This is a genomic window from Aerococcus sp. HMSC062A02 (assembly GCF_001809535.1).
In the GTDB taxonomy this organism is placed as follows: domain Bacteria; phylum Bacillota; class Bacilli; order Lactobacillales; family Aerococcaceae; genus Aerococcus.
This window is the reverse complement of the sequence record NZ_KV797935.1, coordinates 23,265-49,040: the sequence shown is the minus strand read 5'-3', so window position 1 is coordinate 49,040 and position 25,776 is coordinate 23,265. Positions and strand designations below refer to the sequence as shown.

General features: G+C 47.2%; 28 protein-coding genes, 1 tRNA gene, 2 pseudogenes and 1 riboswitch. Of the genes and pseudogenes, 8 read left to right on the top strand and 23 right to left on the bottom strand.

Features of this window, described 5'->3' with window-relative positions; all coding sequences use genetic code 11:
* Positions 1 to 34: 34 nt before the first annotated feature.
* The 6 genes from HMPREF2626_RS06505 to HMPREF2626_RS06480 form a co-directional block, all read right to left on the bottom strand.
* Positions 35 to 107: transfer RNA gene (locus HMPREF2626_RS06505), tRNA-Arg, on the bottom strand.
* Between the two features lie 47 nt (positions 108 to 154).
* A complete protein-coding gene (locus HMPREF2626_RS06500) occupies positions 155 to 910 on the bottom strand; it encodes a glycosyltransferase family 2 protein (protein WP_070619040.1) in 756 nt (251 codons plus the stop codon).
* Between the two features lie 10 nt (positions 911 to 920).
* Positions 921 to 1,934 carry a hypothetical protein gene (locus tag HMPREF2626_RS06495; RefSeq protein ID WP_141744602.1) on the bottom strand — a complete coding sequence of 338 codons (1,014 nt, stop codon included), beginning with the start codon at positions 1,932 to 1,934 and terminating at the stop codon, positions 921 to 923.
* Between the two features lie 31 nt (positions 1,935 to 1,965).
* On the bottom strand, positions 1,966 to 3,279 hold the full coding sequence (locus HMPREF2626_RS06490; RefSeq protein ID WP_070619034.1) for an O-antigen ligase family protein: 1,314 nt from the start codon (positions 3,277 to 3,279) through the stop codon (positions 1,966 to 1,968).
* The gene (locus tag HMPREF2626_RS06485) at positions 3,266 to 4,459 is read right to left on the bottom strand and encodes a glycosyltransferase (RefSeq protein ID WP_070619031.1); all 1,194 of its coding nucleotides are present in this window, start codon (positions 4,457 to 4,459) and stop codon (positions 3,266 to 3,268) included. Before HMPREF2626_RS06485 ends, HMPREF2626_RS06490 begins: the two co-directional genes overlap by 14 nt.
* An 84-nt stretch (positions 4,460 to 4,543) precedes the next feature.
* The gene (locus tag HMPREF2626_RS06480; RefSeq protein ID WP_070619028.1) at positions 4,544 to 5,710 is read right to left on the bottom strand and encodes a nucleotide sugar dehydrogenase; all 1,167 of its coding nucleotides are present in this window, start codon (positions 5,708 to 5,710) and stop codon (positions 4,544 to 4,546) included.
* 187 nt (positions 5,711 to 5,897) lie between these two features.
* Here HMPREF2626_RS06480 and HMPREF2626_RS06475 point away from each other — a divergent pair, with 187 nt between their 5' ends.
* Complete coding sequence (locus tag HMPREF2626_RS06475) at positions 5,898 to 7,013, top strand: glycosyltransferase family 4 protein (RefSeq protein ID WP_070619026.1); 1,116 nt, start codon at positions 5,898 to 5,900, stop codon at positions 7,011 to 7,013.
* 115 nt (positions 7,014 to 7,128) lie between these two features.
* Here HMPREF2626_RS06475 and HMPREF2626_RS06470 read toward each other — a convergent pair whose 3' ends face one another.
* The 6 genes from HMPREF2626_RS06470 to HMPREF2626_RS06445 form a co-directional block, all read right to left on the bottom strand.
* On the bottom strand, positions 7,129 to 7,491 hold the full coding sequence (locus HMPREF2626_RS06470; protein ID WP_070619024.1) for a hypothetical protein: 363 nt from the start codon (positions 7,489 to 7,491) through the stop codon (positions 7,129 to 7,131).
* 126 nt (positions 7,492 to 7,617) lie between these two features.
* Complete coding sequence (locus HMPREF2626_RS06465) at positions 7,618 to 8,694, bottom strand: DUF6287 domain-containing protein (protein ID WP_070619021.1); 1,077 nt, start codon at positions 8,692 to 8,694, stop codon at positions 7,618 to 7,620.
* 47 nt (positions 8,695 to 8,741) lie between these two features.
* On the bottom strand, positions 8,742 to 9,467 hold the full coding sequence (locus HMPREF2626_RS06460) for a DUF554 domain-containing protein (RefSeq protein ID WP_070619013.1): 726 nt from the start codon (positions 9,465 to 9,467) through the stop codon (positions 8,742 to 8,744).
* Positions 9,468 to 9,878: 411 nt separating this feature from the next.
* A complete protein-coding gene (locus HMPREF2626_RS06455) occupies positions 9,879 to 10,223 on the bottom strand; it encodes a hypothetical protein (protein ID WP_070619010.1) in 345 nt (114 codons plus the stop codon).
* 13 nt (positions 10,224 to 10,236) lie between these two features.
* Positions 10,237 to 10,641, bottom strand: coding sequence for a helix-turn-helix domain-containing protein (locus HMPREF2626_RS06450; RefSeq protein ID WP_070619007.1), 405 nt, complete (start codon positions 10,639 to 10,641; stop codon positions 10,237 to 10,239).
* Positions 10,642 to 10,886: 245 nt separating this feature from the next.
* The gene (locus HMPREF2626_RS06445) at positions 10,887 to 11,528 is read right to left on the bottom strand and encodes an SDR family NAD(P)-dependent oxidoreductase (RefSeq protein WP_210382802.1); all 642 of its coding nucleotides are present in this window, start codon (positions 11,526 to 11,528) and stop codon (positions 10,887 to 10,889) included.
* 177 nt (positions 11,529 to 11,705) lie between these two features.
* Here HMPREF2626_RS06445 and HMPREF2626_RS06440 point away from each other — a divergent pair, with 177 nt between their 5' ends.
* Positions 11,706 to 12,632, top strand: coding sequence for a LysR family transcriptional regulator (locus HMPREF2626_RS06440; RefSeq protein ID WP_336620009.1), 927 nt, complete (start codon positions 11,706 to 11,708; stop codon positions 12,630 to 12,632).
* A gap of 67 nt (positions 12,633 to 12,699) precedes the next feature.
* Here HMPREF2626_RS06440 and HMPREF2626_RS06435 read toward each other — a convergent pair whose 3' ends face one another.
* The 7 genes and pseudogenes from HMPREF2626_RS06435 to rlmD all read right to left on the bottom strand — a co-directional run bounded on the left by HMPREF2626_RS06435 (position 12,700) and on the right by rlmD (position 17,664).
* The gene (locus HMPREF2626_RS06435) at positions 12,700 to 12,990 is read right to left on the bottom strand and encodes a hypothetical protein (RefSeq protein ID WP_070619001.1); all 291 of its coding nucleotides are present in this window, start codon (positions 12,988 to 12,990) and stop codon (positions 12,700 to 12,702) included.
* 2 nt (positions 12,991 to 12,992) lie between these two features.
* Complete coding sequence (locus HMPREF2626_RS06430) at positions 12,993 to 13,343, bottom strand: hypothetical protein (RefSeq protein WP_141744600.1); 351 nt, start codon at positions 13,341 to 13,343, stop codon at positions 12,993 to 12,995.
* 38 nt (positions 13,344 to 13,381) lie between these two features.
* Positions 13,382 to 13,573 (bottom strand): hypothetical protein, encoded by a 192-nt coding sequence (locus HMPREF2626_RS06425; RefSeq protein WP_070618994.1) that lies wholly within the window; start codon positions 13,571 to 13,573, stop codon positions 13,382 to 13,384.
* 309 nt (positions 13,574 to 13,882) lie between these two features.
* Positions 13,883 to 14,224 (bottom strand): type II toxin-antitoxin system PemK/MazF family toxin, encoded by a 342-nt coding sequence (locus tag HMPREF2626_RS06420; RefSeq protein ID WP_070618991.1) that lies wholly within the window; start codon positions 14,222 to 14,224, stop codon positions 13,883 to 13,885.
* A 235-nt stretch (positions 14,225 to 14,459) separates the two neighbouring features.
* A pseudogene (locus HMPREF2626_RS06415) lies at positions 14,460 to 15,454 on the bottom strand (virulence RhuM family protein).
* Between the two features lie 107 nt (positions 15,455 to 15,561).
* A complete protein-coding gene (locus HMPREF2626_RS06410; protein ID WP_070618988.1) occupies positions 15,562 to 15,993 on the bottom strand; it encodes a hypothetical protein in 432 nt (143 codons plus the stop codon).
* 282 nt (positions 15,994 to 16,275) lie between these two features.
* Positions 16,276 to 17,664 (bottom strand): 23S rRNA (uracil(1939)-C(5))-methyltransferase RlmD, encoded by a 1,389-nt coding sequence (rlmD, locus tag HMPREF2626_RS06405; protein WP_070618985.1) that lies wholly within the window; start codon positions 17,662 to 17,664, stop codon positions 16,276 to 16,278.
* Between the two features lie 188 nt (positions 17,665 to 17,852).
* On the opposite strand from rlmD, the gene HMPREF2626_RS06400 reads away from it, so the two are divergent.
* The gene (locus HMPREF2626_RS06400; RefSeq protein ID WP_070618980.1) at positions 17,853 to 18,092 is read left to right on the top strand and encodes a nitroreductase family protein; all 240 of its coding nucleotides are present in this window, start codon (positions 17,853 to 17,855) and stop codon (positions 18,090 to 18,092) included.
* 956 nt (positions 18,093 to 19,048) lie between these two features.
* Positions 19,049 to 19,789, top strand: a complete 741-nt coding sequence (locus HMPREF2626_RS06390; RefSeq protein WP_070618973.1) for an alpha/beta fold hydrolase — start codon at positions 19,049 to 19,051, stop codon at positions 19,787 to 19,789.
* A gap of 145 nt (positions 19,790 to 19,934) precedes the next feature.
* Here HMPREF2626_RS06390 and HMPREF2626_RS06385 read toward each other — a convergent pair whose 3' ends face one another.
* Positions 19,935 to 20,417: an S-ribosylhomocysteine lyase gene (locus HMPREF2626_RS06385; RefSeq protein WP_070618967.1), complete on the bottom strand. Its 483-nt coding sequence runs from the start codon at positions 20,415 to 20,417 to the stop codon at positions 19,935 to 19,937.
* A gap of 197 nt (positions 20,418 to 20,614) precedes the next feature.
* Between HMPREF2626_RS06385 and HMPREF2626_RS06380 the strand changes: the two genes are divergently transcribed.
* The 4 genes from HMPREF2626_RS06380 (at position 20,615) to HMPREF2626_RS06365 (ending at position 23,932) form a co-directional block, all read left to right on the top strand.
* Entirely contained in the window at positions 20,615 to 21,457 is an 843-nt protein-coding gene (locus HMPREF2626_RS06380) for an aldo/keto reductase (protein ID WP_070618965.1), read from the top strand.
* Positions 21,458 to 21,640: 183 nt separating this feature from the next.
* On the top strand, positions 21,641 to 22,570 hold the full coding sequence (locus HMPREF2626_RS06375; protein ID WP_168162723.1) for an AEC family transporter: 930 nt from the start codon (positions 21,641 to 21,643) through the stop codon (positions 22,568 to 22,570).
* A 24-nt stretch (positions 22,571 to 22,594) separates the two neighbouring features.
* Complete coding sequence (locus HMPREF2626_RS06370; protein ID WP_083294377.1) at positions 22,595 to 23,359, top strand: threonine/serine exporter family protein; 765 nt, start codon at positions 22,595 to 22,597, stop codon at positions 23,357 to 23,359.
* Between the two features lie 12 nt (positions 23,360 to 23,371).
* On the top strand, positions 23,372 to 23,932 hold the full coding sequence (locus tag HMPREF2626_RS06365) for a threonine/serine exporter family protein (RefSeq protein WP_070618960.1): 561 nt from the start codon (positions 23,372 to 23,374) through the stop codon (positions 23,930 to 23,932).
* A 128-nt stretch (positions 23,933 to 24,060) separates the two neighbouring features.
* Here HMPREF2626_RS06365 and thiT read toward each other — a convergent pair whose 3' ends face one another.
* The 3 genes and pseudogenes from thiT to HMPREF2626_RS06350 all read right to left on the bottom strand — a co-directional run.
* Positions 24,061 to 24,621 carry an energy-coupled thiamine transporter ThiT gene (gene thiT, locus HMPREF2626_RS06360; protein WP_070618958.1) on the bottom strand — a complete coding sequence of 187 codons (561 nt, stop codon included), beginning with the start codon at positions 24,619 to 24,621 and terminating at the stop codon, positions 24,061 to 24,063.
* Between the two features lie 107 nt (positions 24,622 to 24,728).
* Positions 24,729 to 24,825: riboswitch (TPP riboswitch) on the bottom strand.
* A 37-nt stretch (positions 24,826 to 24,862) separates the two neighbouring features.
* On the bottom strand, positions 24,863 to 25,330 hold the full coding sequence (locus HMPREF2626_RS06355; protein ID WP_070618955.1) for a hypothetical protein: 468 nt from the start codon (positions 25,328 to 25,330) through the stop codon (positions 24,863 to 24,865).
* Between the two features lie 95 nt (positions 25,331 to 25,425).
* Positions 25,426 to 25,683, bottom strand: a pseudogene (locus HMPREF2626_RS06350) (type II toxin-antitoxin system HicB family antitoxin); the annotation flags it as partial.
* Positions 25,684 to 25,776: the final 93 nt, after the last annotated feature.

Here is a 25,776-nt window from a genome sequence, read left to right as displayed (position 1 = left end):
TTTCCTCTTTTCATAGATTTTAGGCATAAAAAAACGACCCCGAGAAGAATCGAACTTCCGACACATCGTTTAGGAAACGAATGCTCTATCCGCTGAGCTACGGGGCCATACAAGAATTTTAACATACTTGTTAAGCTTCTTGTAACTTTATTTGTTAAATTCGACGCTTAATCGCATTTAAGGCATAAGAAATAAAAACATAGCAAGCCTTCCAGAGGGGGAGTCCTTCCAATACCCGGTAAGTATGCCAAGTCCGCTTGAGGGCTCCCAAGCGGTTACTGGATATGGAACCAGGCACTTGCCGGTAGTGGTTGAGGACTTCATCTAAGAGGTAGGCCTGGCAGTCCCGCTCGCGCATCAACATCAACCAAGTTGCCGTATCCTGTCCCTTGCGCACCAAGGGCATGCGGAAGTCACCGACTAAGTGACGGTCAATCATCACCGTGGAACAAGCAATGGCCGTGTTCTTCAATAGCCCGTCATAGTCCAAGTGCTGGGGCAAATCTGCCCTATCTTTAAGGACCTGCCCCTCCTCATCCACTTGGGCAAAATTCGTATAAGTAAAGCCATAAGCCTCCGCTTTCATAAAAGCTAACTGCTTGGCTAATTTATCGCTGGTCCAATAATCATCGCTATCTACGAAGGCGATATAGCGTCCTTGAGCAACTTCTAAGCCGCGGTTGCGGGCAACAGCCGCCCCGCTGTTTGTATCTAATTTCAAATACTTAATGCGCGCATCCTCCGCCTGATAGGCCTTGATGATCTGTGCGCTCTGGTCAGGACTGCAATCATCCACCAAGAGCATCTCCCAGTTCTTATAGTCCTGGGCCTGGACGCTCTCAATGGTATGCGCCAAATACTTCTCTGCCTGGTAAACTGGTGTAATAATCGAAACCAAGTCGTCTTGCATGATTTCCTCCTTAAGCTTGGGTCAAGTGGACAATCTTAATCGGCACATGGTAAAGCTTAGCTAAGCGGTATTGGGCCTGGTACCATTGCTTATGGCTCTGGCCCGCTGCTAGGAGGATCACAATCTCATCCGCCTGGCCGCTAAAGCCCTCCAAAGTCTGCTTGCTAGCTACCGGAAGGGGCAAGCCTTCTTGTTCAGCTAAAAGCAGGCGTTCCTTGCCGTAGGGTTGACTGATAAAGTGCTGAACGCCTTCATCCAATGACTTAGCCAATAAGTGTTCATCCTCGAAGCTCCATACATATTCAAAAGCATAGCGGATCTTGCCATTGAAGAGTCGCCAAACAAAGAGGAGAAAGGCTGTAATAAGGAGAGCCACAATATACGCCGCTAGTCCTAAGAGCCAGACAGGGAGAGAGTTGCTCCCCACAATACTTGCAATGGTATTAGGGCTTGCCACCATTTCATACTGGGACAGGTCCAAGCGTTCACCAATTTCAGGCCGCCCCAACATAATCAGATTAAGGTCCCGGGTAAAGGGCAAGGGCTCTTGGAGAATATCATAGTAGGCTTGGGCGATCTTCTTATTCTCTTCAGGGGTCTTCCCTAAGAGAACGCGGAGAGTGATTACCCCGCTGGAGGTGTCACGAACCGCTGCTAGGCCTCCGCGGAAGTCGCCATTCTTGTATAAGCCTAAGTTTTGTTCGGCTTCTAAGCTATCCGCAAATTCCACCCCACTCTTCTCCTCGGCTTCCTTGACCATATCAGGACGGGCCAAGTATTCATCAATGAGGAAAGAGTTGCTGAAGACATTCCCATCTTCAACCAAGGCGCTGAACTGAAACTCTGCAGGTTCTTGGCCATAGACCGTCTTGAGGCGTTCCTTCGAGGCTTCTAGCGTCGCCTCATTCACCTGAACAGTCTGGTCTGCAGAAGACGTCAGTGCTTCATCTGGATGGTCGGTCAGCACCATGCGCAAGCCGAAGAGTAAGGCCGTCAGAACAGCTGCTCCTACTACAATTTTCAATAGATTTTCCTTACAAAAACGCCACAATTCACTAATGATTGTTGCTAAGCTCATAAATCCTACCTCGTTCTTTCTCTGTAATTGTTAGGGACTTCTCGGCTAAGGCTAGGTAGCTAATCAGTAAGCCAAAGAATACCCAGTGCCACTCAATATACATGTTATTAGCGCTCGTCACACTCGCTGGAATAAATATGATAAGGAAAGCGATGACTTGGTTGCTGACTTGCCGCCACTTGGGATCCTGAACCAAGCGGATCCGGTTGAGCTGGTAGATCATTAAGGCATAGGCCACAACATAGGCGATAAAGACTAAAAGCCCATAGCCCACCATAATTTCCAACCACCAATTGTGCATATTGACAATGCCCTTGGTAGGAAGTAAAGGGAAGTCAGCCATCCAGCTTTCAATATTTCCGGCACCTACGCCTAGGCCCAGGGTCGTTCCCAGGAAAACTAAGCCATTCCGCCAGAGGTTGACCCGGCCAGTATCGCCTGAGATATAACCTTCCCTGCCTGTATAAATCAAGGCATTCAAAGCTTCTCGGATAGGAGGAAAACCCAAGTAAAGGGCAAGCCCCCCGCCGATAGCCAGCAATAAGCCGATCACATAATAACGCCGCTTCAAATCCCACTTGAACTGCAGGATAAAGAGCACAACAAAATAAAGTAAGGAGCACAACAAACTCATCCGCGAGCCAGATCTGAAGATGAGGTATTCAGCCAAGACCATAGCGCCTAGATAGACGAATTTTTGCCAACTGACACGCGATAAGACCATCAGAATCGCACTGACCGCTAGATAGGCCAAGAGCATGGTGGCATAGTCATTCTGGTTCTCAAAATGTGTAATCGGTAACCGAGTCAGGGGTTGACTAGCGAAGGTCCCATACTTATCCAGCTTGGCCATATCCGCAAAGAAATAAATATTCGTGATAATTTCAAAATAGCCCCAAACCAAGAGAGCGGACATCATCCACCAGGCCGTCTGAACCAATCGCTTCCACTGGCGGAGGCTATCGGTCCATAAATACAGGGCGACCACGCTGGAAATGCCAATCGTTAAAAGGAAGATAGCCTGTGCCCAGGGGCCAAGCGCCCGAGCCCAAAGCACAGAAATCAGGGCCCAGAGCCACCAGAAGACATAGGCCCCAATCATGAAGAGCCCATAACCTGGCCGCTTAAGCTGCAGACTCGGTCCCTTCAGCAAGCAACGATAAGCGATTAGCGGGACAACTCCCAGCGCTAAGACCCGGTAGAGCGTCATCTGGGCAAAAGGCGTTGGAATAGCCAGTAATTCTGTCCCTAAGAAGACACTTGCAAGTAAGATGAGACTATAGATGGCCACTGGACTGCCCCCCTTCAAAGTTAAAATGCTGACGCTCACCCTCTAAAAATTCAACAAAGAGCTGGGCAGAAGCTTCATTACTGAAGGCCTTGGCTTGTATAGCTTGTTCACGCTGGCTCAAGTCTGGTCGGTCTTTGGCAGCCAAGCGGCAAAGCGCGTGGAGCCATTCTGCTGGCCCAGCTTCAAGGGACAAGGCCTCGACTAAACCCAAGTCCAAGTCTACCTCATCCGTCACCCGATTAGACATCACGACAGGGATACCCAAGGCTTGGGCTTCAACGACCACTGTCGGTAAGCCTTCAGAATAGGAAGGCAAGACCACCGCATCTAAGAGCGGATAAAAGGCGGATATCGGGTTGATTCGACCAGTGAAATCCACAACATCCTCTAAAGCTTGAGCATGAACGGCCGCTTTGAGCTCTTGGTCACGCTCACCAGCACCAATAATTAAGAGCTTGGCGTCTAGCCCTTGGTCCTTAATGGCCTGGGCAATAGCAAGACTTTGTTCATGGTTCTTAACCGCTGTTAAGCGGCCAATATGTCCAATCAAGAGGGTGTCCTCACCATAAGCATGGGCTTTCCTTAATTGCTTCTTCTGGTCTTCAATCCAAGCATTGGGGCGCAGATAGAGGTCTGTATGAATACTATTAGGAATGATCATCATCTCACCAAGATCAATAGCAGACCCAAAGATCGCCCAGATCGCCCGCTTACCACAACCGAGCGGACAAGCCGATAAATAACGATTCAATCGTTGTGAAAGCAGGACTTGGGCGCGGTTCATCAGACTTGCTCCCTGGTTATCATTTGAATTATGGGCATGAATATAGAAAGGTGCCTGGCTGTGACGCCGGCAGAGATAGTAATAAGGAAGGGCCCGGTAACCATTGATATGGCAATAGAAAGCATCATAGTCGTTATGGTCGAGGGCTTGGTTTAAGCTCTCTTCAAAAGCTTTGAAGCCTTCTTTCTTCGGATTTCTGAGCGGATAAAGCTTGCCTCCCGTGGCCTCAATAGCTTCACAGAAGTCAGTCGGACACTCGTCATAGGTCGTCACATCAAAGGCAATCCCATAGTGGGGCATTTCCTCAGCCTTATTCTTTATAAATGATGAAATGCCACCACCATAACCACTCATCAAGTGGAGAACGCGACGGACTTTGCCTGGATCTTTTGGCATGCCAAATTTCCTCATTTCTCTTCTAAGCACACAAAGACTTCCAGCCAAGCAAAGAGCGCTTGACTTGGAAGTGGTGTGGGCTGTTTAATTTTCGTTATAGATATCGCGGGTATAGACCTTGTCTGTCACATCTTCTAAGTCTTTGGCGCGACGGTTGGAGATGATCAGGTCGCATTGGTCTTTGAAGGCTTGAAGGTCATTTTCTAAGCGGTAACCTTGGAAGTCCTCACCCTCAAGACTCGGTTCGTAGACAATCACTTCGACCCCTTCCCCGCGTAATTTTTTCATGACATCTTGGATGGCTGATTGGCGGAAATTGTCAGAGTCTTGCTTCATAGTCAAGCGGTAAACCCCAACCGTTTCGGGATGGCGACGTAGGACAGAATCCGCAATAAATTGCTTGCGGGTGTCATTGGCATCAACAATTGCCCGGATAATATTGTTGGGAATATCTTCGAAGTTGGCCAACATCTGCTTGGTATCCTTAGGCAGGCAGTAACCCCCATAGCCAAAGGAAGGGTTGTTGTAGTGGAGGCCAATCCGTGGGTCTAAGCCAATCCCCTCAATAATGGACTTGGAATCCAAGCCTCGCACTTCCGCATAGGTATCCAATTCATTAAAGAAGGAAACGCGGAGGGCCAGGTAAGTATTAGCAAAGAGTTTGACCGCTTCAGCCTCGGTTGGCGCCATAAAACGGACAGAAATGTCTTCCTTTTCTGCCCCTTCAATTAAGAGCTCAGCAAAGAGATGACCTGCTTGACCGTCATCTCCGACAATAATCCGGGAAGGGTAGAGGTTATCATAGAGGGCCTTGCCTTCACGCAGGAATTCAGGTGAGAAGATAATCCGGTCGCAATTCTTTTCTTCGCGGATGTACTCTGTGTAACCAACCGGTATCGTTGACTTAATGACAATTGGGCAGTCAGTATCATGGGCTAAGATATCGTCGAGAACGGCTTCAACAGCTGATGTATCGAAGGAATTGGTCACTTCATCATAATTGGTTGGTGCTGCAATAATGATGAGGTCTGGCTCTGCATAGGCCAGGTCCGAATCGGTAGTTGCTGTCAGATCCAGGTCTTTATTAGCCATATAGTCTTCCATTTCAGGATCTTTGATATGCGGTTGGCCCGAATTGATAATATTGACCACATTTTCATTGATATCCAGTGCTGTCACTTGGTGGTTTTGCGCAAGCAAGATGGCATTCGCTAAGCCCACATAGCCAACACCGACAACTGTAATTTTCATATGATTCGCTCTCCTCTTCCAGTTCGTTTACTTCATATAAGGCTAATTATAGCATAATGCCCTAGTAATTAAGCCCCCTCCCCTAGAAAAAAAGCAATTTTATAAGTTTTTTTATCTTCTGTTAGGCTTTTGTTCTTTTTGCTATAATAATAGGGAATTGCTTATTTTAACAGAAAGGACGACGCTTGTGCACATCCTCCATATTAATTCTTATTATTCCACCACCCCTCTCTACCAGAACCTCTATGACCGGCAAGTTGCCGCGGGAATGGCCCTCGACGTCTATGTCCCCATTGCCAAAGAATTTCCCAAAGACCGCCTGGCCGCTAAGGGGGACTACTGTCAGATTGTAGAAGCCTTCCGCCAAGCGGACCGCTATGTCTTCCACCTCAAGCACTATAAGATCTGGCAGGACCTCAAACAGCGCTATACCTTCGACCAATTCGACCTGGTCCACGCCCACTCCCTCTTCTCCAATGGTTGGCTGGCCCACAAAGTCTACTTGACCCATGGCATTCCTTATGTCGTGGCGGTCCGCAGTGCCGATATCCGGACCTTCTTCCAGAAGATGCCCTGGCTCCGCCGGCTCGGCCTCAAGGTCCTCGCTGACGCTGATCAAGTGGTCTTTATCTCTGAGAACTCCAGGCGGGAAGTCTTCGCCAAGTATATTCCAGACTCTATGCGAGCGGACCTGGAAGCCAAGACCCAAGTCATCGCCAATGGCATCGACGACTACTGGCACACCAACCGCTATGACGCTAAGCAAGCTGAACTCCACCATCCCCTACGCTTTGTCTGTACGGCCAAACTCTTAAAAGAAAAACAGATCCCCAAGCTCATCAGCCTGGTGGACTACTATAACCAACATGTCCAAGCGGCCGAACTCCACCTCATCGGGCCTGCCTGGGATGAAAGCATCCTGGCCCAAGTCAAAGACCAGCCCCTGGTGACCTACTACGGCCCCAAAGACCACGATGGCATGCGGGACCTCTACCGGCAGATGGATATCTTCGCCCTAGTCTCCTCACGGGAAACTTTCGGCTTAGTCTATGTGGAAGCTATGAGCCAGGGCCTCCCCGTCATTTATACCCAGGGCGAAGGCTTCGACAGCTACTATCCCAATTACGAAGTCGGCGCCAGCCTGGACCCTGACCGGCCAGATGACTTTGTCCACCATGTCCAAGCCATTCTCGCGGACTATCCAGGCTTCTGCCAACGCGCCCTGGCCCACTCCCAGGACTTCTCCTGGGACAAGATCAGTGGGCGTTACGACAAGCTCTACCAGGAAGTTGTGAAGGCTTAAGCTGATTTTCTTGCTAGCAGCTTGAATTACTCATCAGAATAGAAAAAAGGAAATCATTGCGTGCCAAGAACAGCTAATGATTTCCTTTTTTGTTTGATTAGACTTAATTGATTGACTAGGCCGCTTCTTCATAGCCCAATTCTTCTAAGGATCGGGTAATCAGGTCGACCATCTCAAACAAGCTATCCACTGTCGATTGAACCAGCATAGCTGTTCTCGCCTGGTAAGTGACCTTATTGCCCTCTACTCTGACATTCTGCAAGTTTTTGTGTTTGGGCAGGTGGAGGAGCAACTCCTGGCGGTCAGGTGCCTGGCCATCCTTGGTCAAGTGAAAAATAATATCATACTGCTGGCCAAAGTGCATCATATCCACTAAGAGCGTGTAGCCATTGACCCTGCCATGGATTAGGCCGGTGTCCTTCTCGACTGTATAGTGTTCATCATTAGCAATCCGTTTCAAAACCTTCCCTAAGCGCATAGAAAATCATCCTTTCAAGGCACAATAAATAAACAGTGGCAGCAACGATGATCTCAAAAACTGCGTCCCTACTTTCCAACACTATTTTACCAAGAAAAGTTAGATAAATCTAAATAATGCACTTAATTAATTTATTTTATAAAAGAAGGCATTTGGGTCCCTAAAGTCTAGGCTCTGGCCCGCCCACAAGCGGTCCTGGCTCATATCGGAACCATCATAAGCATCGGGGAACTTGGACTGGCCGTTAGGGGTCTGGCCCGCTGGGATGACGATGAGAAGGAAACCGCCGCCTCGCATCTCATACTTAGGACCGATAGCTAAACGGATTGTCCCATCAGGCATGCCCTCACTATTAAAGATTTTAATTTCATCAGAAACAATTCCTTCTGCGTCAAAGGTAATAGGAGGCGTGCCATTCCCATCCTGCCAGGTGCCAGCCAGGCTGGAATAATCTCCTTCCAGGATGGCGGATAGGTCAAAGCTGGTCGGCTGAGCAGTTTCTTCTTCTGCTTGATCAACAAAGACTTGGTCGATCCGCTGCCAGTCCAATTGGTCATAATCGATAGGCGTCCGGCCGGCGGTAAAATCATCCAGAGTGCTGATGTTGCCCACTGAATAGCTTCCCTCTTCGACCACTTCTTCCGTCTGGGTCTCAGGATTGATACGGAGAATTCGAGCTTCGCCCTCCCCAGCTGTAGAGTAGTGGTAGGAATCCAGAACCGTGCCGTCTTGGAAGATATCGCTAGCTTGGCGCAGACCACCGGCACTGGCTGCATAATTTCTCGCCAGGAGTGTCGGTTCTTGGCCACCCTTTAAGTAGTAGAGATCGCTATAGTGAAGCTTGCCATCGTAGTCCGTAGCCGTCAGCAACTCATCCACCCCGTTGCCATCGATATCATAGAAGACGAAATAATCGGGACGGTTCTCTTCGGCCTGGGCCAGTTCCTCGAGGGTAGGACCATAAACGGCCATGTTGTCGACTTCTGGCTTAACCGGCTCTTCTTTTGTCTTAGAGCTCGTCTTTTGACCAGAAGACCCCTTGGAAGCTTTCTGGCTGCTTGATCCTGATTGACTCGAAGAAACTTTCTCCGAAGCCGGCTCTAAGGAAGTTTGGTCATTATTCGACTGGTTTGTGTTATTTTGGCAGGCTGCAAGGACTAGGCCCGTCGAGAGGACCAATGCCCATTGGTTGAATTTTTTCATGAGTAGACTCCTTTTCTTTTGCACTAGTAATATTGCCAGCTTAGCGATTAGAATGAGACCGGCAGGAAGGCAGCCAGAACCGCTAGAAAGACAGCGGGCAGCATGTTAGCGACATTCAATTTTTTGTCCCAGAGCAGGTTAATCCCAATACAGAAGATGAGGATGGACCCCACTAAGGAGAGATAGTCCAGGGCCAGGTCAGTCATAATGGGGGCCAGTAAGCGGGCCAGCAGGGTCACCCCACCCTCCAGGATAAAGACCGGAATGACAGAGAAGATGGCTCCCTTGCCCATGGCTGAAGTTAGGACTGTAATGATAATAGCATCCAAGACCGACTTCACAGCCAGCATGGTATAGTCGCCCAACAAGCCGTCCTGGATCGCCCCAACAATGGCCATGGCCCCAATAGAAACTGTCAGCGAAGCCGTAATAAAAGCTTCCACAAAGAGTGGATCCCTCCCATTCCCTGACTTCTGGTGGAGGAAGTGACCCAAGCTCTCAAAAGCACGGTCAATCCCCAGCACTTCTCCGATCAGGCTGCCGAGAGCCAGGCAGAGGACCACCAGCATGGACCGGCCGCTGACGATATTATCCCCTTGAAGGGTCAACATCCCATCCATTGCCCCGGCAATGGCGATAAAGATCACGCTCACCCCACAAGCCTTCTGGAGGGCCTCCTGCTGCTTAGCCTTAAACAAATTTCCCACCAAGCTGCCCACCAGGCCCCCCAGTAGAATTCCGACACAATTAATTAAAGTCCCAAGCCCAACCATTTCATTTCCTCATTTCTTTCATTCGTTTTCAATAGCTATTATTTTAGCATATTTTAATAGAATACTCATTTTTATATGAGGGATTAGACTTGGACCGCAGTGCTAGAACCGCTAAATAAGCTGATAAATGAAGTATAGCATTAAAAGGCTTCCATTAGACGAATCTTACCTGAATCGTCGATTTAAGCTCCTGACCCGTAAATTTTACTGTTATTTACAGTAGTCCATGGGCAAGCAATTGCTCTCAGTTCGATCACTCTTACCAAATAGTCAAGAAAACAAAAAAGCGCCTGGGATAAAATCCCAGCCGCTCTAGAAAATCTGCATAAGCAAAATCAACAACAGAATATGAAAGGGAACTTCCAGATTAAGGAGAAGTTGCCTTATAAGGTCGAGAAATTTCCAAAGTCTTTAGCTCAAAGCAAGATAGTGAATAACCACAAAAATTAGTGGAAACATACCTATCAATAAAATCAGGAGTGACAATTTAGCTTTTTTCTTATAGCCTTTATAAGCCTCCTGCTCCTTATGATTAAAGGGCCGACGGGTGTGTTTCCGACGAACGACTAAGTAAACAGGCAAAGCCCCTGCCCCATTACCATTAGGCAGGCTCATAAAAGCCCATAAACGCGGGCGAGGCATCCCTCTAGCTTCCGCATCCATAGCAATCATCTGATATAAATTGTAGCTTAGAAAGACGCTTCCCATAATGGCAACAGCCCCAGCTATAGCCATTATAACCGGATAAGTAGTCATTGCTATCCCTCCTCTAAAAGCGACTAATAATTTCAAAATAAACTATCCCAACCAAGGCCAATGTAATGATGAAAATTGATGACAGGACAAACTGCAAAGCTAGCCAAGGACTGATGAATAAAATCAACACAATCAACAAGACACCAAAGACAATCGTTCGAATTAAGTTCCGGTTACTCTTCACAATATCGGTACTCTCATCTAAATGCCCCATATAATCTTCACTCCCCTTCAGTAAAACATCTAAACTCACTTGGTAAAGGTCACTCAATCGAATGATGTTAATCACATCAGGATAAGTTTTATCATTTTCCCAATTTGAAACTGATTGTCTTGAGACGCCAATCGCTTCTGCAACTCCCTCTTGGGTCATGCCCGACTGCAAGCGAGCCTCCCTAAGCAGTTCTCCTATAGTCATTTTTGCCTCCCTTCTTCACTTCCAACTTTAAATAATAACAGCTAAAAATACCATCCAAGCTCTTTGACATCAAGCAGTTTCCTTGTCAAAAAGCTTTGACAAGCTCCTTTTTCCTTATGAAACTCCCATTAAAACACATCGACTTCCAGTTAGCCTCCTATCATAAGTCCATTATAGCAACTAGCCTAAGATTACAAAATAGAAAAAGCCCCATCTCTGGAGCTTGTCTTTGGCCGGAAAAAGATCTAGAAAATCCCCTTAAAGGATGTATAGCCGTCTTCAACCATTACATTCGTGCCATTGATGGCGCTAGCTTCTGGCAGGGTCAGGAGGTAGATGGCATTGGCCACTTCCTCAGGCTCGATGACCCGTTCTTTCATATGAAGGCTGTCGCCAAAGTCCTTCAGGTCCCCACGCATCATGGAGGTATTGACCCAACCCGGTGAGACCATTAAGACACGAACACCATGGGGGCCGAGTTCCCGTGCAATCGCCTGAGTGGCCATCTTCACCCCACCCTTACTAGCGTGGTAACCAATGTTTTCCCCGTTGGCTAAGAAGGAACAGATGGAACCAACGTTGATAATGCAACCTTGACCAGCTTCCTTCATCTTTTGGCCCGCTGCCTGGCAGAAGTTAATGGTCCCCATCAAATTAATGTCAATAATTTGCTTGATAGCTGACAAGTCATAGTCTAAGAAGTCGCCACGTTCGCCCGTAATCCCAGCCACATTAACAAGGATATCCAATTGTCCAAAGGCTTCCAGGGCTGTAGCCACCGCTTCTTGACACTGGGCAGGGTCAGACACGTCGCAGGCTACATGACGGATGGCTTCCGAATGCCCCAAGGCTTCTAAAGCTTCTTCGACTTGCTCTTCTTTGTCCACACTGGCTAGGACCAGGCGGTAACCTTCTTGGCTGTTGCCAAACCAATACCGCTAGTTCCTCCGGTGATTAGTGCTACTTTTTCTGACAAAATCATCACTCCTTTAGATTACTTATCTTTAGTATAAGTGATATAATAGATCATAAATACTATGAATAAATAATCACTTAATAAGCTTATCTTATCAGGAGGCGATCTTATTTTCCCCCACAAGCTCCTTTACTTCCTCGAAGTGGCTAAATACGAAAACATGACCCAGGCAGCCAAGGCCCTTAAAGTCAGCCAACCCGCCGTCAGCCAAGCCATCAGTGACCTAGAAGACCAGCTCCAGGTCCCACTCTTCTACCGCCAAGGCCGGCGCATCTTCCTGACTGACCAAGGCAAGACCTATCAAAACTATTGCCAAAGCGCTCATAAACAGCTCCAAATTGGCCAAGACCTGGTCCGAAACCAACGATCGCTTGAAAAAGGCCAGCTCTCCCTCGCCATCACCATGCCCCACGTCTTTCCTGACTTAATCCAGCGATTCCTAGAAAAATACCCCGGTCTTAGCCTCAACCAATATGACCTCAGCCATGAAGAAGCGATCAAACAAATCCAAAATTACCAACTCGATCTGACGGTCACATCAAGCCATATGCAAGCACCCGGCCTTCAAAAGCAAGTGCTAGTCGATGATAAACTTTACCTAGCCCTCTCCCTTGACCATCCGCTCTTAAAGCAAGACCATATCTTACTAGCAGATCTAGAGCCCTTAGATTTCATTGGACTCCATAAGCACTATGCTTTCAGGCAAGAAAGTGATCAGTTCCTCGCTGAACTCGGCCTCCGCATCACACACAAAATCAATGTGGATGATGCAGGCTCCATCTTGCGCCTCACCCAGACAGGACGCTATGCCTCATTAATCACCAGCATTTCCTTGCCCAATGCTCCAGATAATCTGGCCTATCTCCCCATCATGCCCCAGAAGACCTTCCGCCAAGTCAGCCTCATCTATCGGTCAGATCCCTATCCCAATCCCGTTCTTCAAGCTTTTCTAGACTTTATTCGTCAGTTATCATTGAAAGAAAGCAGGACTAGCCTCCAGCCAATTGAGCACTGATCACTCAGCAAAAAGGCTTTGACAGCAACTTTTATTGTCCTGTCAAAGCCTTTTTACCTATTTCGTTTTAAAACTTAGTTCGCAACCTAACGAAGATGAGTAAGCAAAGCAAATAATAAAGCCCTGCAACAGTGATAGGGAAATCTTCTTGCACATAATAAAAGAGAAGAGCCGCAATCATCCCATTAGCAACAATGGAAGGGAACATACTCTTAGCATTGACAAGACCCACAGCAATATCCTTAGCCCCATCTCTTCTGATCCCCTTCTGATAGGAGGGAACCGAGCGATGATTGACAAGTAAGATCAAATTCTCTGTCCCCAGAACCAGGAACAAGTGCCCCAGAATTTGTCTCATAGCTAGCGTACTTTCTGGCTCAAAAGAAAAATCTTTAATACATTAACCAACAAAAAGACTAATGCTAAGACGCCCGCTTCAAAGAGTAGGGTGAATGAATTCTTTGCCAGGGCATAGGCTAAGACTTCTTGCCACCCTTCTAGCCTCAAGAATTCCTCATGAAAGAGCGCATCCGTCGTGATGTAGCGAAAGACATTCGAAGCCAGCAGGGCACAGGCCAATTGGCTAAGGCCGAGTGGCAAGCGCATGAAGGCAAAGGTCAGTAAAAGAACTAAGCCGAGCAGGAAGGCATAACTATCGATACTCCCATCTTGAACAAAGAATTTCTGTACCGTTAATTTAAAAGAAGTCACAGCGCGTCTCCCCTCAATGACAAGCTTCCGCATTGAATTTATTCTCCACCGGATTCTTTAATTTCCTGGCGTTGGGCCTTGAAGTAAGCATCGGCCTCGTCTCGAATCATCGCTACCGTTTCTTGCCCATGGAATTGGTCGAGCGCCCAGACAAAGTAAATAGCCAAGTTATCTGAATCGAGGTCCTGAACTTCTTCTAGCAAGGCCGAGCGCTGGTCCTTATCCGCCATTTACATGGCTGCCTCAAACAAGTCCGGCGCCCGACTGGCGTCATCCTCATCATCAAAAACCAGCAAGCCCTCATTATGCAAGGCAATGGCATGGTCCATGACCTCATCAATACTATCGAAGTCTCCGCCGTGCTGGTCGAGGAATTTCTAGATATTTCTAAAAACACCTTCCGTTCCTAAAGACATGTCTTCACCTTCTCTACTTTGATTAAATTTTTTAATGAGTTAATAGCTTAGCATATAAGCAAATAGGCTAGACCGTAGACGTTGGATTTGGGAGTTACAAATCTCAGCCTTCTTCTTAATCGCCTATTGATAATCATCCACCAGATCGAATAACAATTTATAGCGGTGAATCAGGCGTTTAAATTCATTCGGCTTAGCTCGTTCAATGAAATTTTCTCGGCTGACTTGCCGATGATAAAGATCAAGAGCCTTTGTTTGATCCAAAAGCACTTTCCCCTTTATCTGATCAGTCTCTTGAAGCTCATAATAGGCTGGATAATTTCTTTTAGTTGTTGAGATTGGTGCAAGGATCGCTATCCGACTCGTTTGGAAGATGAGATCGTGACTTAATACAATGGCTGGACGACTATTTCTCTGTTCGTGCCCAATACTTGAGTTAAAATTAACATAAAAAATATCCCCCACACCCTCATTCTAACAGATTCGACCCATTTTCTCCTCTAAAAACCCAAAAGCGAGGTTCCCAAGAAATCGAAACTTCGCAAGAACCCCGCTATTATGCTGTTTATATCCCCTATTTTTCAATCAATACTACGCACTCAACATGCAATTTTTAGGCTAAATACAGCCTGTATAAAGCTTGTAATATCAACCTTTATTGTGTCTTTGCCATCTCTAGAGATAATTAGGCTAACTCCCCCTATCTCTCATACTTGCTAACTTCTTCTTGTAATTTGTCGAAATCGGATAAATAATGCCTATCTTGAACAACTCTAAACTTCTCGTACTCTTGAGATGACTTTTCGAGAGCTTGCTTTCGCCCTTGTGGTCCAGCGTCCCTCTGCGGTTCATCTTCAAAAAAATATCTGTTTGGTCCGCCCAATCTTGCATGCTCATCAAGATATTATCCTCTGCCATCAACTCTGCATAATCAATAAACATTGTGACTAGCCGATTCAATTTCTTTATTTCATCTTCAGATAGATAATTTTTAGCAATCTGAGTATCACTCTTCAGAATTTTACCATCAGGAGAATTTTTCCAAGTCGTAAGTCCCATATATTTCTTATCTGCATCCGCTCTATTATAAATAATTTCTGCAGCCGTCGAACCTGTAATCGCATAATGTAATTTATTCTGAACAAAGGCATAGAATCGTCTGGTGATGTCAGAGTTTTTATCATAGTCGTAGGAGCATTGCTGGAAGACATCCGTTATCTTCTGATAGGCTCTTCTCTCACTGGCTCGAATTTCTCGAATTCGCTCTAGGAGTTCATCAAAATAATCTTGACCAAAAGCTTGTCCGTTCTTTAGAAATTCATCGTTCAAGACAAAGCCCTTAGTGATATATTCTTTCAAAGTTTTGGTCGCCCACTGACGAAAGCGGGTTGCCTGCTTGGAATTCACTCGGTAACCAACAGCGATAATAGCATCTAAGTTATAAAAATCAACAGTTCGCTTCACTTGCCGCTGACCTTCCAAACGAACTATTTCCATTTTGGAAACAGTTGAACTTAAATCTAACTCTTCTTCGGTGTAAATATTTTGAAGATGCTTTGAAATCGCAGGTACTCCGACTTCAAATAAGTCGGCCATCATCTTCTGGCTCATCCAAAAGGTCTCATCTTTAACGTATACATCCACATAGACGTTTTCCTTTGCAGTTTCATAAAGTAGAATGGGTAATTGTTCCAAATCTAAATTCTCCTTTCATGGACACGGAGCTCTAAGTAATAAACTCAACCAGACTATTTCTCATAGCCATCTCGATTTCGACTTTTAGAACTACCATATTCTCATGATCATTTCGAACTTACTTCTTGATGTTCATTAGGCATTCTGAGTGTAGCGAAGAAGGCGATAATAATTAAAACATGCAAAACAATATGCCATAAATCTGGCACATACCTTCCTGGTATGTTGATGAATTGGATACAGTCTTCAAAATAAGCAACCTTACCTTCAACGCTACCCATCAGACCCTTTCCGAAAATCGTATACCATTCGTGGGCAAGGAATTGTAGTAGAAACCAGCCTAATTGGATAGTTTTGCCTATTTTATCAGTGTATAAGAATATAAGGAATACAATGATCGAAATGATCATAAACATGCCATCTTCCTTCAAAGCACCCTCAACTAAATACTTGTCACCAATTTTCACGCCAAACATATCCAGTGAAAACCATATAAGCAACAAAAGATTAGCTGCTATTGCAATCTTCTTTTTTGCCATAATCACTCCTCCTCTGATTTATAACTAGGTTAAATTTCGCTTTCAACTTACGCAAAAAGTGGCAATTTTATTGATGTCTAGTTTGTACATTCTTCCCAGAATAGCCGACCAGTTTCCCCATACGTACACCCTCATTCTATCAGATTCCCCTCATTTTCTCCTCTAAAAACAAAAAGCAAGCTTCTCAAGAAGTCATAACTTCTTGAGAAACTCGCTTTTATGCGATTTATAGCTCCTCTTTTTCAATCACCTACGCTATCGCTACAGAACTGACGCTGTAACTCACTTCGTTCGAACAGCCTCAAGCAATACCACGCATTCGACATGTGTCGTCTGCGGGAAGAGGTCGACGGGTTGGACGGACTGGATCTGATAGCCTGCTGCTGTGTACTTATCCAAGTCCCGGGCCAGGCTAGCCGGGTTGCAGGAGACGTAAACAATCCGGTCTGCATCGAGTTCAAGGGAGGCTTCAATAAAGGTCTCGCTCAGACCCTTGCGTGGGGGGTCAACGACCAGGACATCACAAGGAATCCCTGCCATGACCCAATCTGGCATGACCTCACCCGCATCCCCGGCTTGGAAGCTGGTATTATTGAGGCCATTGGCGGCTGCGTTTTCCCGGGCCATGTCGATCGCATCTTCGACAATTTCAACCCCATAGACATGCTTGGCTTCTTGGGCCAGGCAGAGGGAGATAGACCCAATCCCGCAATAGGCGTCCATAACTTGTTCATTCCCCTGGAGATTGGCAGCTTCGAAGGCGGCCTGGTAGAGTTTCTCAGCCTGGCTGGTGTTGACTTGGAAGAAGCTCTGACTGGAAATCGCAAAGTCCAGGCCCAAGATCTGATCGTGGTAGCGGTCGTCACCGTAGAGGACCCGAGTCTCCTTACCCATGATAACATTGGTCCGCTCTTCATTGATATTGATGACCAGACTGACCAGGCCTGGGACTTCCCGGCGGATAGCTTGGATAATCTCTACTTCATGGGGGAGTGACTTACCATTGAGAACGAGGATGACCATGATTTCACCCGTATGCTCGCCCTGGCGGACCCCCAGGAAGCGGAGGAGGCCGCGGTGGACCTTTTCGTCATAGGCGGTGATTTGATAACGGTTGAGGATCTGGATAACGGTCTGCAGGGTCTCGTCGATGTTCTTGAGCTGGATCTGATAATCCTTAATGGGCACAATATCATGGGACCGGCGCTTATAGAAGCCGGTATAGAGCTGGCCCGGCTCTCCTGCGACCGGCACTTGGGCCTTGTTGCGGTAGGCCCAGGGCTCTTCCATGCCGATGGTTTCTTTGACCTCTATGCCTTGGTCGAGGCCGAATTTATGGAGGGAATTGATGACCTGCTGGCGCTTGAAGGCAAGCTGGGCGGGATAGGCCAGGTGTTGGAGGGGCATAGTCCCCGTCCGCAAGCCGTCCTTGTCGCGCAAGGGAACCCGGTCGGGCGAAGTCTGGTAGCGGTCTTTAACAATCGCGAAGGCGAACTTCTTGAGAACCTTGACGATCCGAGCCGAGCACTTTTCACCAGGCAGGGCATCATGGACGAAGATAGGATAGCCATCTACCTTGGCCACTCCTAGGCCTTCATAGGTCAAGTCTTCAATGCTTAAATCATAAGTGGCATTCTTTTTGACAGGTGCTTGTCGCTTTACTTTTGCCATAATCGATTCCTTTCTTCCTATTATTCTATTATTGGAATAATCTTTCCCATCATAGCATAATATCGCCGAGAACTCACAAGCTTGGTCGTCTTTTTTCAAAAAATATGAAGTCCTTAATTTTGCTTCTTGGAAAATCCCTTGCTACAATAAAGGTAAATCATAACACAACACAGAAAGGATGTTTTAAGATGACTTACCAAGATTTACTTCACAAACGCCGGTCCCACCGTGAACTCAGTGCAGATGTTGCCGTGTCCAATGATGAAATCAGCCAAGCCCTGAAGACGGCCATCGATGAAGCGCCCATGGCTTTTGGCGAACAGACCCCACGTGTGGCGGTCCTTCTCGATGGCGAGAGCCAATCCTATTGGGAGGCTGTCAGCCGCCTGAACCCAGACTATGCCGACCGCTATGAAAAATTACAGTAGGCTAAGGGTACTGTCCTCTTCTTCGAAGACCGCAACCATGTCTACAGCCTGACCGATAAGTATGCCATCGATGAGTCCCTCGCTGACCGCTATTCTGGCGAAAACCATGGCATTACTGCTGTTCTGAGCTGGCTTGCCCTGACTGAGCTCGGACTAGACGCTAGCCTCCACCACCCACGCCAACAAGACACCAGCAAGTGGGCCATCCCAGACCACTGGACCTTCAAGGGCGCCCTCGCTTTCGGCAAAGGACAAGACAGCGTCTCCGAAGACAAAGAAAGCCTCTACGACAAGAAAGGCTTCTCCGTTTACCAATAAGATGAGCTCACTGGTAAAATCAAGATAGATTGTATTATCTTCTAGTATCCAATATTTATATACAGTATTATTATCGAGTAAAAAGTCCTGTACTCTTAATATTTATGACTAGTAATAAAAAATCGTACTGATTATTTTTTGAGCAGGAGTGAAGCGTTGAAGTTGGGCCTTAGCCATGAAAAGCAAGCGAAGCGAATTACGGAACGTAGGCGTCAGCCGTACGGACCGTTTGAGTCTCGCTAGGTGAGAGACCTTGGCTCGAACCGGTGCTGCTTTAGCCGTTGGAGTGTTAGCGACTTACGGATAAAGTACAAGACGGCGAAAGACGTTCTTGTACTTCTAAATTCAAAGCCCAACTTCAAAAGCGGAACGGATGCTCATCGCTCATTCATACAATCTATTAAAGAACTCAATAAAAAAAGTGCCGGCAAATGCGGCACTTTTTCCATCTCTTCTCGTTTTATAAGAAGGAGAGGTATGAAGAATATGGTTAGTTCTACTAACCTTTTGGGTATGCCCATAGTATAAAACTTAATTGTTAATTTTCTGTGACTTTTCGTCATTTTTTTCTACTTTTTATAAAATTCTCCTTACTTCCATCATGGCAATGAGCTTATCTATAGAAAGGAGCGATAAGAATGAAGATCAGCATCCGTCGCCGGCTCTTGGGCCAGGTGCCTCTCCTCGAACTCGTCCAAGAAGACCGCAAGAATGACCGCCTGCCCCTTGTGGTCTACTACCACGGCTGGCAGTCGCGCAAGGAACTCAATCTAACAGCCGGCCGGCGCCTGGCCAAAGCGGGTTACCGGGCCCTCCTCCCCGACGCTGACAACCATGGCGAACGCTACCGCAAGTATTCCAAGATTCCCTCCATGACCTTCTGGCAGAGCATCCAGGCCAATCTCTTCGAATTTGGTTTTATTGTCGACCACTTCCAGCAGTTAGGGCTGGCTGATGACCGGATTGCGGTGGCCGGTGTGTCCATGGGCGGGATCACGACCTGCGCCCTCCTTTGCCAGCACCCCGAGATCCAGGCAGCGGCCTGCTTGATGGGCAGCCCCATGCCGGTCCACTATGCCCAAAGAATTGCCCGCCATGCCCGTGCAGCTGGTCGCTATTTCCCCAAAGACGCCCAGACCCTACTCGGCTGGCTCGAAGATTATGACCTGTATAGGCAAGCCGACCAGTTGGGTGACCGGCCTCTCTTCATCTGGCACGGCCGCCAAGACGACCGGATCCCCTTCCAGGAAGCGGCAACTTTTGTCCAAGCCAATCCCCACTTAAAGATTGACTTCCAAGCCGAAGACGAGGGCCACCTGGTCCGCGTTGAAACTATCAAAAGCATGGTCGACTTCTTTACCGACCACTTCCCCATTTAAATATTCAAAGAGAAAATAAAAGTCTGAAAGCTCTCAAACACAAGCTTTCAGACTTTTTAAATGATAAGAAGAAGCAGCAGCTTCGGACCTACTTCCTGTTTTTATGATTTAGCTCTTTGACCATAAAATTCAAAGTATCGATCTCTTATTCTGCGACTTCCACCACTTGGCGCTCGAAAGGATCCTTAGAGAAACCTTGGTCGAGGATATGCTTGGCCCACTCTTGAGCCCCAAACAAGGAGTGGTCCTTGTAGTTGCCGCAGCCCTTGCGTTCGACCCCTTGGACATCATCCCAGCTAGAGTCTACGATATCTCTGAGGACCTTGGTGAAGGCAATTGCTATCTCTTCAGGGGTCTTTTCTCCCCAAACGAGTAGGTAGAAGCCTGTCCGACAGCCCATGGGCGAGAGGTCGATCACCCCGTCCACATAGTCGCGGACAAGACCAGCTGACATGTGTTCAATGGTATGTAAGGCTGCTGTAGGAACAGCTTCTTGGTTGGGTTGGGTCAGGCGGATATCAAATTTCGTGATGACATCCCCCTTGGCACCTTCTTCCCGCCCAGCTAGACGGACATAAGGCGCCTTGACTGCATCGTGGTCGAGCTCAAAACTTTCAACTTTTGCCATTTTATTTCCTCCTTTGAAATAATGATCGTCACTAATCATTATCCCATATTTAGAAAGCAGACTCAATATTTAGCGCTTAGGCAAAAGATAGCAGCAGTGATCACTTGGTCTCCTTAGCAACTGAAGGGCTTTCACTACCTTTCAGCCCATCTTCTTGGTATGATAGGCTTATACTGATAGCAGAGGAGTGACCCTAAATGGAAACTTATCAATTAGTAAATGGCCGCACAATTCCTAAAATCGGTTTTGGTACCTGGCAACTGGAAGACGGTGAGCCCGTGATCCAAGCGGTTAAGAATGCTTTGAACGCTGGCTACCGCCATATTGATACTGCCCAGACTTATGGCAATGAAGCCGGTGTGGGCCAGGCCATCCAAGCCAGTGATGTGCCGCGTGACGAGATTTTTTTGACTACTAAGATCTGGAATGATAAGGGCACTTATGAGGATACCCTAGCTTCTTTCGAAGAATCCCTCAATAAGTTACAAACCAACTATGTGGACCTCTTACTGATCCACTGGCCTAACCCCAAACCCTTCCGCCAAGAGCCAGGCTTTGAGACTCGTAACCGGGAAGTTTGGCGGGCCTTGGAAGACCTCTACAAAGAAGGTAAGGCCAAGTCCATTGGTGTCTCTAACTTCCTAGAGAAACATCTCGAGCCCTTATTCCAAACGGCTGAAATCAAGCCCATGGTCAACCAAATTAAACTCGCCCCTGGCCTGAGTCAAGACGAGCTTGTGACCTACTGCCGGAATCATGATATCCTCCTAGAAGCCTATAGTCCCCTGGGCAGCGGTCAAATCTTTGACAACCAAGAGCTCCAAGCCATCGCCGACAAACATGAGCGTTCGGTCGCCCAAATTGCCTTGGCCTGGTCTTTGGCCCATGATTTCCTGCCCCTTCCTCGGTCTAAGACGCCTAAGCATATCCTCTCCAACTATGAGGTTTTCGATATCCACTTGAGCCCAGAGGAAGTCCGCCAGATTGACCAGATCCAGGACTTGACCGAAGCTCCCGATCCAGATACCAAAGACTTCTAGAAGTCCCATCGAAAAAGATTTTAATCATAAGCAGCGCATCCCCTGCCAAGTCGCTTGTCGGATGCGCTGTGTTCTTGTCCTCTAGGCTCATCAAAGCAGGCGGGAAAGAGGCTTTAGCCCACATGATGCCTCCTATTATTTCATGCTATAATGGGAGCAAGTATAAATTATGGAGGGATTTTATTGTCAGCTGTTATACCCATGCTTATCCTACTGGCCACCCTGTTTCTGGGCTATTGGGGCCAGAAGCAGCAACTCTTTACCGAATCGGCCCAGTATGATTTTTCAACCATGATTACCTATGTCTCCTCACCTGCCCTCATCCTCTCCACCATCAATAGTGCCGGGGAATTAGGGACGAAGAGTGAAGCCCTGACCTTCTTGGCCATTGCCTTTATTATTTATCTTTTCTATATGGCCTTCTCTTTTATTGTGCCTAAATTTATCCCTGTGGCCAAGGAATCAGAAGGTACCCTACAGTTCTTAATGACCTTCCAGAACAACGGCTTCATGGGGCTGCCGGTTATCCAAGCCCTCTACGGTGCTGGGGCCATGTTCTATGCCTCGCTCGTGAATGTTCCCTCCAATATCCTGGTTTATTCCTTCGGGGTCTGGGCCATGAGCCGCTACAGTCAGAAGGGAAAGGGCCAGTTAAGCTTGCGTAAGATCCTTCTTTCACCCGGCTTTGCAGCTTCCTTGATCGCCCTCGCCTTCTTTATCCTTGATTGGAAGATTCCCGAGGCAGCTGAATCCTTTCTCAGCCTCGTGGGGAATATGACCACGCCCTTGGCTATGATCGTGATTGGTATGTCCATGACCGAGATCAAATTCAGAGATTGCTTCAACGATTGGCGGATCTACTTGCTCATGCTGATTAAGATGGTCCTCTTGCCCATTATCATTTATTATCTATTCGGGACCTTCCTCAGCCATCCCATTATCATTAGTGTCCTGGTGGTCACGGCCGCTATGCCTGGTCCCTCCTCAGCAACGGCTTATGCCACAATCTTTGACGGGGACGTTGCCTTGGCCACCCGCTATGTCTTTGTTTCTACGCTTTTTTCTGTGTTGATTATTCCACTGATTATTTCCCTACTTAACTTAGCTGGATAAGCCAGCCATTAAAGGAGGAATTATATGTCAATGACTGAAGAAGAAAAGAACCACCTCTTGCTGTCAACTTGCCTCTTGGCGGGACGCATTATGATGGAGTCAGGCTCCGAATCTTACCGAGTGGAAGACACCATGCAGCGGATCGCCCAGAACACCCACCGCTTCGATACCGAAGCCTATGTCACCAATACTGCTATCTTCATGAGCCTCAACCAGCGGTCAAAGACCCAAATAACCCAGGTGCGCAAACTGTCTACTAATTTAGCCAAAATTGATGAAACCAACGAGCTCTCCCGGGCCTATGAAGCTGGGAAGTTAGACCTAGCCGGACTCAAAAGCGAACTCCAGCGGGTCGACAAGGAACCCAAGAACTTCAGCTTTCCCATCCAAGTTATCGCTGCTGGCTTTGCCAGTGCGGCCTTCATGTTGCTCTTGGATAACAACAACTATCGGGATATCTTGCTTGCCTTCCTTATAGCAACCATCGGCTTCTCCGTCTCCGAATTATGCAAGGAGAAGTTCGAGGTGATCTTCCTCAGTGATTTCTTTGCTTCAACTGTTATCGGTGTTCTCGCCCTCTCCTTCAATCGCTTAGGCTGGGTCAGCCACCTGGACTCCATGATCACGGGCTGCATCATGCCCCTCCTCCCCGGTCTAGCCATCACGGGAGCCCTCCGTGACCTCTTTGCCCGGCAATTAGTCTCGGGCATGGTGGAGGCTGTGAATGCCATTCTGATTGCCATTGTCCTCGGTATCGGTATTGCCCTTACCCTGCAGTGGTTGGGCTAGGAAGGAGGAAGTATGTTGCTTAGTATTCTTGAACAAGCTTGCCTAAGTTTCTTCGGGACCGTGGCCTTCTCAACCATCCTAAACGTCCCCAAGCGCGCCTTGATTTATTGTGGTTTGACAGGTACCAGCGGTTGGATGACCTATAAATTCTTCATGTATCTCTTCAATGAAATAATTGTGGCTAACTTCATGGCTGCCATTGTGATTGGGATCCTCTACATGCAGCTCTCCCGCCGCCTGAGAATCCCGGTCATTATCTTAAACACCCCAGCCATCCTGCCTCTAGTACCAGGGAATGCGGCCTATCTCTTCGTCCGCTATGCCGTTGAGGGCGACTACGTGGCTAGCGTCCAGCACCTCATGACTGTCTTTAAGGTTTCGGGCGCCATTGTCTTTGGCTTCATGTTTATCAGTCTGGCCGAGCAACAGATCCGCCGCCAGCGCCAAGAACGTGCCCGCCGTCAACTCAAGAAAAAAGCCGCTAAGGCCGCCCACCACGAACAAAATAAGAAACGCCTCCCTCTTCCCAAGACACCCAAATTCAAAATCAAAAATAGGACTTCCAAAGAATAAAAAATACGCTCGCCTCGGCCAAATTAAGCCGAAACGAGCGTATTTTTTGACGGTTAAGGCTCTAGAGAGGGAGAGCCTTCCCCCACTTCCCAGTTGAGGGCTAAGGGAAACGAGGAAACCGTCCATGCTTATTCCTTAACCCGTAACAAGTGGGGCGCTGCCCGGCAGATCAGGGCAACAATAAGCCCATCAGCAATGAATGTTGCCAATGCGCTCGAGCCATTGACCAGGAAGGAATACCAATAAATATTCATCCCATCTGGCGCATAGCTTGACCAATACACCACCCCTGCAATGAAGTGGATGAAGTACTTAACAAAGACTGCTAGAGCAACACTCCAAGCGATGGTCCCATAAAGGCTCTCCTTTTGGGCAAGCTTCTGTTGGATAGTTTGGGCGCCGAAGCCAGCCAAACCTGTCACCGCAAAGGCAAAAACATATTCCACAAAGACTTGGAGGAAGGAAAGCACCACAATATCTCCTGAAACGAGCTTGAGAATCCCCCAGAGGAAACCCGCTAGAATTCCTAGCTTAGGCCCCCTACGGAAGGCAAAAATCATAATGGGAATCATCCCGAGCTCAATCTCAAAGATATTCCCGACATCTAAAGGGATCAAGGCAAAAACAAAAGCCAAGACAGCCATTAAAGCAGCCTCGATCATCCCTAATAATTGCTGGCGTTGTGCCATTTAACATTTTCCTTTCTTTACTAAGAAAGAAACAAAACCCGTTTGCATCACACAAACGGGCTTAAAACTTGTATTCGGTAAGATAAACAGCTGGCAAGCTAAAAAGCTGCCTTGCTTATACACTTCCTTACGCTAGTCTTAACTAGATCAAGTTTTAAGGGTCTACTGACGTATCTCAACCTTTTGGTTCCCCTAGTGTTCTATGCGTTTATCTTAACTGTTTTTTATCAAAAATGCAAGTCTAGTACTCCATTACGGTTACATCACTGACTTCAAGCTCCAAATCATTCAAAGTGTAAGATGGCTTGGTTGCCATGCCTTCCATAGGGACTTCATCGACAATCATAATGGCAATATCATTCGCCCAGTTGCCTAAAAAATCGCTGTCAATCTTCCATTCAATCGGCTCAAAGTTCACATTGAAGTCAGAAACTTTAAGTTGCAATTTGGCCTTCAGTTCGGTAATGGTCTTACCTGTCATATTGACCAAGGCAAAAGCCGTTTGAGCGGTCTTAGTCCGCCGATTAGGATAAGCTTCCAGGGCAAAAATATTCAAAGAACCTTCTTCAAAATAAGCTTCATACTGGTCAACAAAATTTTGCAGGGTCGTCATCACTTCATTCACGTCATTCTTAGCGAACGGTACATCTAACTCTTGGAGCTGGGTATTTTGCGCATGGGTCAAAGCTGCACGTACTTTTCCGGCCATAATATCATCCTTCACTTACTTATTTTAATCTTATTGTATCAAAAGTTCAGCTGCTTTAAAATAAAAGCTCTTCGCTTCTGGTCAGAAAAGCCGATTTAATTGCTAGTGTAATCATCGAGATCGACCAAGACCATGGAGATAAAGGATTTGTTCCGGTCAAAATGAAAATCTTTATCCTCAGGAAGGTAGTCGTCTAAGGACAAGGAAGTTATCGGACTTGGCTCAGGCAAAGCTTGCCCACGCTCTAAAGCATCTGCTAAATGGATCCCCAGACAATCACTGGCCATATAAAGCGCATCGACTATATTCTTCCCCTGAGTGATCGCCCTTGGGACATCGGGAAATACTATAAAAAAGGAATCTTGCTTTCATCTGGGCTGAAGTAAAATAAGGCTGGGTAGGCGGCTAACATATTGGATCCTTTCTAGATAAGAATTAGTTGATCT

Coding starts and splice junctions, on each gene's coding strand:
- HMPREF2626_RS06480 (WP_070619028.1), bottom strand. CDS start 5,710: ATGAAAATTACAGTTGTCGGTGTTGGCTATGTGGGCTTAGCGAATGCC.
- HMPREF2626_RS06485 (WP_070619031.1), bottom strand. CDS start 4,459: ATGCCAAAAGATCCAGGCAAAGTCCGTCGCGTTCTCCACTTGATGAGT.
- thiT (WP_070618958.1), bottom strand. CDS start 24,621: ATGGCACAACGCCAGCAATTATTAGGGATGATCGAGGCTGCTTTAATG.
- rlmD (WP_070618985.1), bottom strand. CDS start 17,664: ATGGCAAAAGTAAAGCGACAAGCACCTGTCAAAAAGAATGCCACTTAT.
- HMPREF2626_RS06465 (WP_070619021.1), bottom strand. CDS start 8,694: ATGAAAAAATTCAACCAATGGGCATTGGTCCTCTCGACGGGCCTAGTC.
- HMPREF2626_RS06410 (WP_070618988.1), bottom strand. CDS start 15,993: ATGGCAAAAAAGAAGATTGCAATAGCAGCTAATCTTTTGTTGCTTATA.
- HMPREF2626_RS06380 (WP_070618965.1), top strand. CDS start 20,615: ATGGAAACTTATCAATTAGTAAATGGCCGCACAATTCCTAAAATCGGT.
- HMPREF2626_RS06435 (WP_070619001.1), bottom strand. CDS start 12,990: ATGAGACAAATTCTGGGGCACTTGTTCCTGGTTCTGGGGACAGAGAAT.
- HMPREF2626_RS06425 (WP_070618994.1), bottom strand. CDS start 13,573: ATGGCGGATAAGGACCAGCGCTCGGCCTTGCTAGAAGAAGTTCAGGAC.
- HMPREF2626_RS06365 (WP_070618960.1), top strand. CDS start 23,372: ATGTTGCTTAGTATTCTTGAACAAGCTTGCCTAAGTTTCTTCGGGACC.
- HMPREF2626_RS06500 (WP_070619040.1), bottom strand. CDS start 910: ATGCAAGACGACTTGGTTTCGATTATTACACCAGTTTACCAGGCAGAG.
- HMPREF2626_RS06470 (WP_070619024.1), bottom strand. CDS start 7,491: ATGCGCTTAGGGAAGGTTTTGAAACGGATTGCTAATGATGAACACTAT.
- HMPREF2626_RS06460 (WP_070619013.1), bottom strand. CDS start 9,467: ATGGTTGGGCTTGGGACTTTAATTAATTGTGTCGGAATTCTACTGGGG.
- HMPREF2626_RS06455 (WP_070619010.1), bottom strand. CDS start 10,223: ATGACTACTTATCCGGTTATAATGGCTATAGCTGGGGCTGTTGCCATT.
- HMPREF2626_RS06450 (WP_070619007.1), bottom strand. CDS start 10,641: ATGACTATAGGAGAACTGCTTAGGGAGGCTCGCTTGCAGTCGGGCATG.
- HMPREF2626_RS06385 (WP_070618967.1), bottom strand. CDS start 20,417: ATGGCAAAAGTTGAAAGTTTTGAGCTCGACCACGATGCAGTCAAGGCG.
- HMPREF2626_RS06370 (WP_083294377.1), top strand. CDS start 22,595: ATGTCAATGACTGAAGAAGAAAAGAACCACCTCTTGCTGTCAACTTGC.
- HMPREF2626_RS06390 (WP_070618973.1), top strand. CDS start 19,049: ATGAAGATCAGCATCCGTCGCCGGCTCTTGGGCCAGGTGCCTCTCCTC.
- HMPREF2626_RS06355 (WP_070618955.1), bottom strand. CDS start 25,330: ATGGCCGGAAAAGTACGTGCAGCTTTGACCCATGCGCAAAATACCCAG.
- HMPREF2626_RS06400 (WP_070618980.1), top strand. CDS start 17,853: ATGACTTACCAAGATTTACTTCACAAACGCCGGTCCCACCGTGAACTC.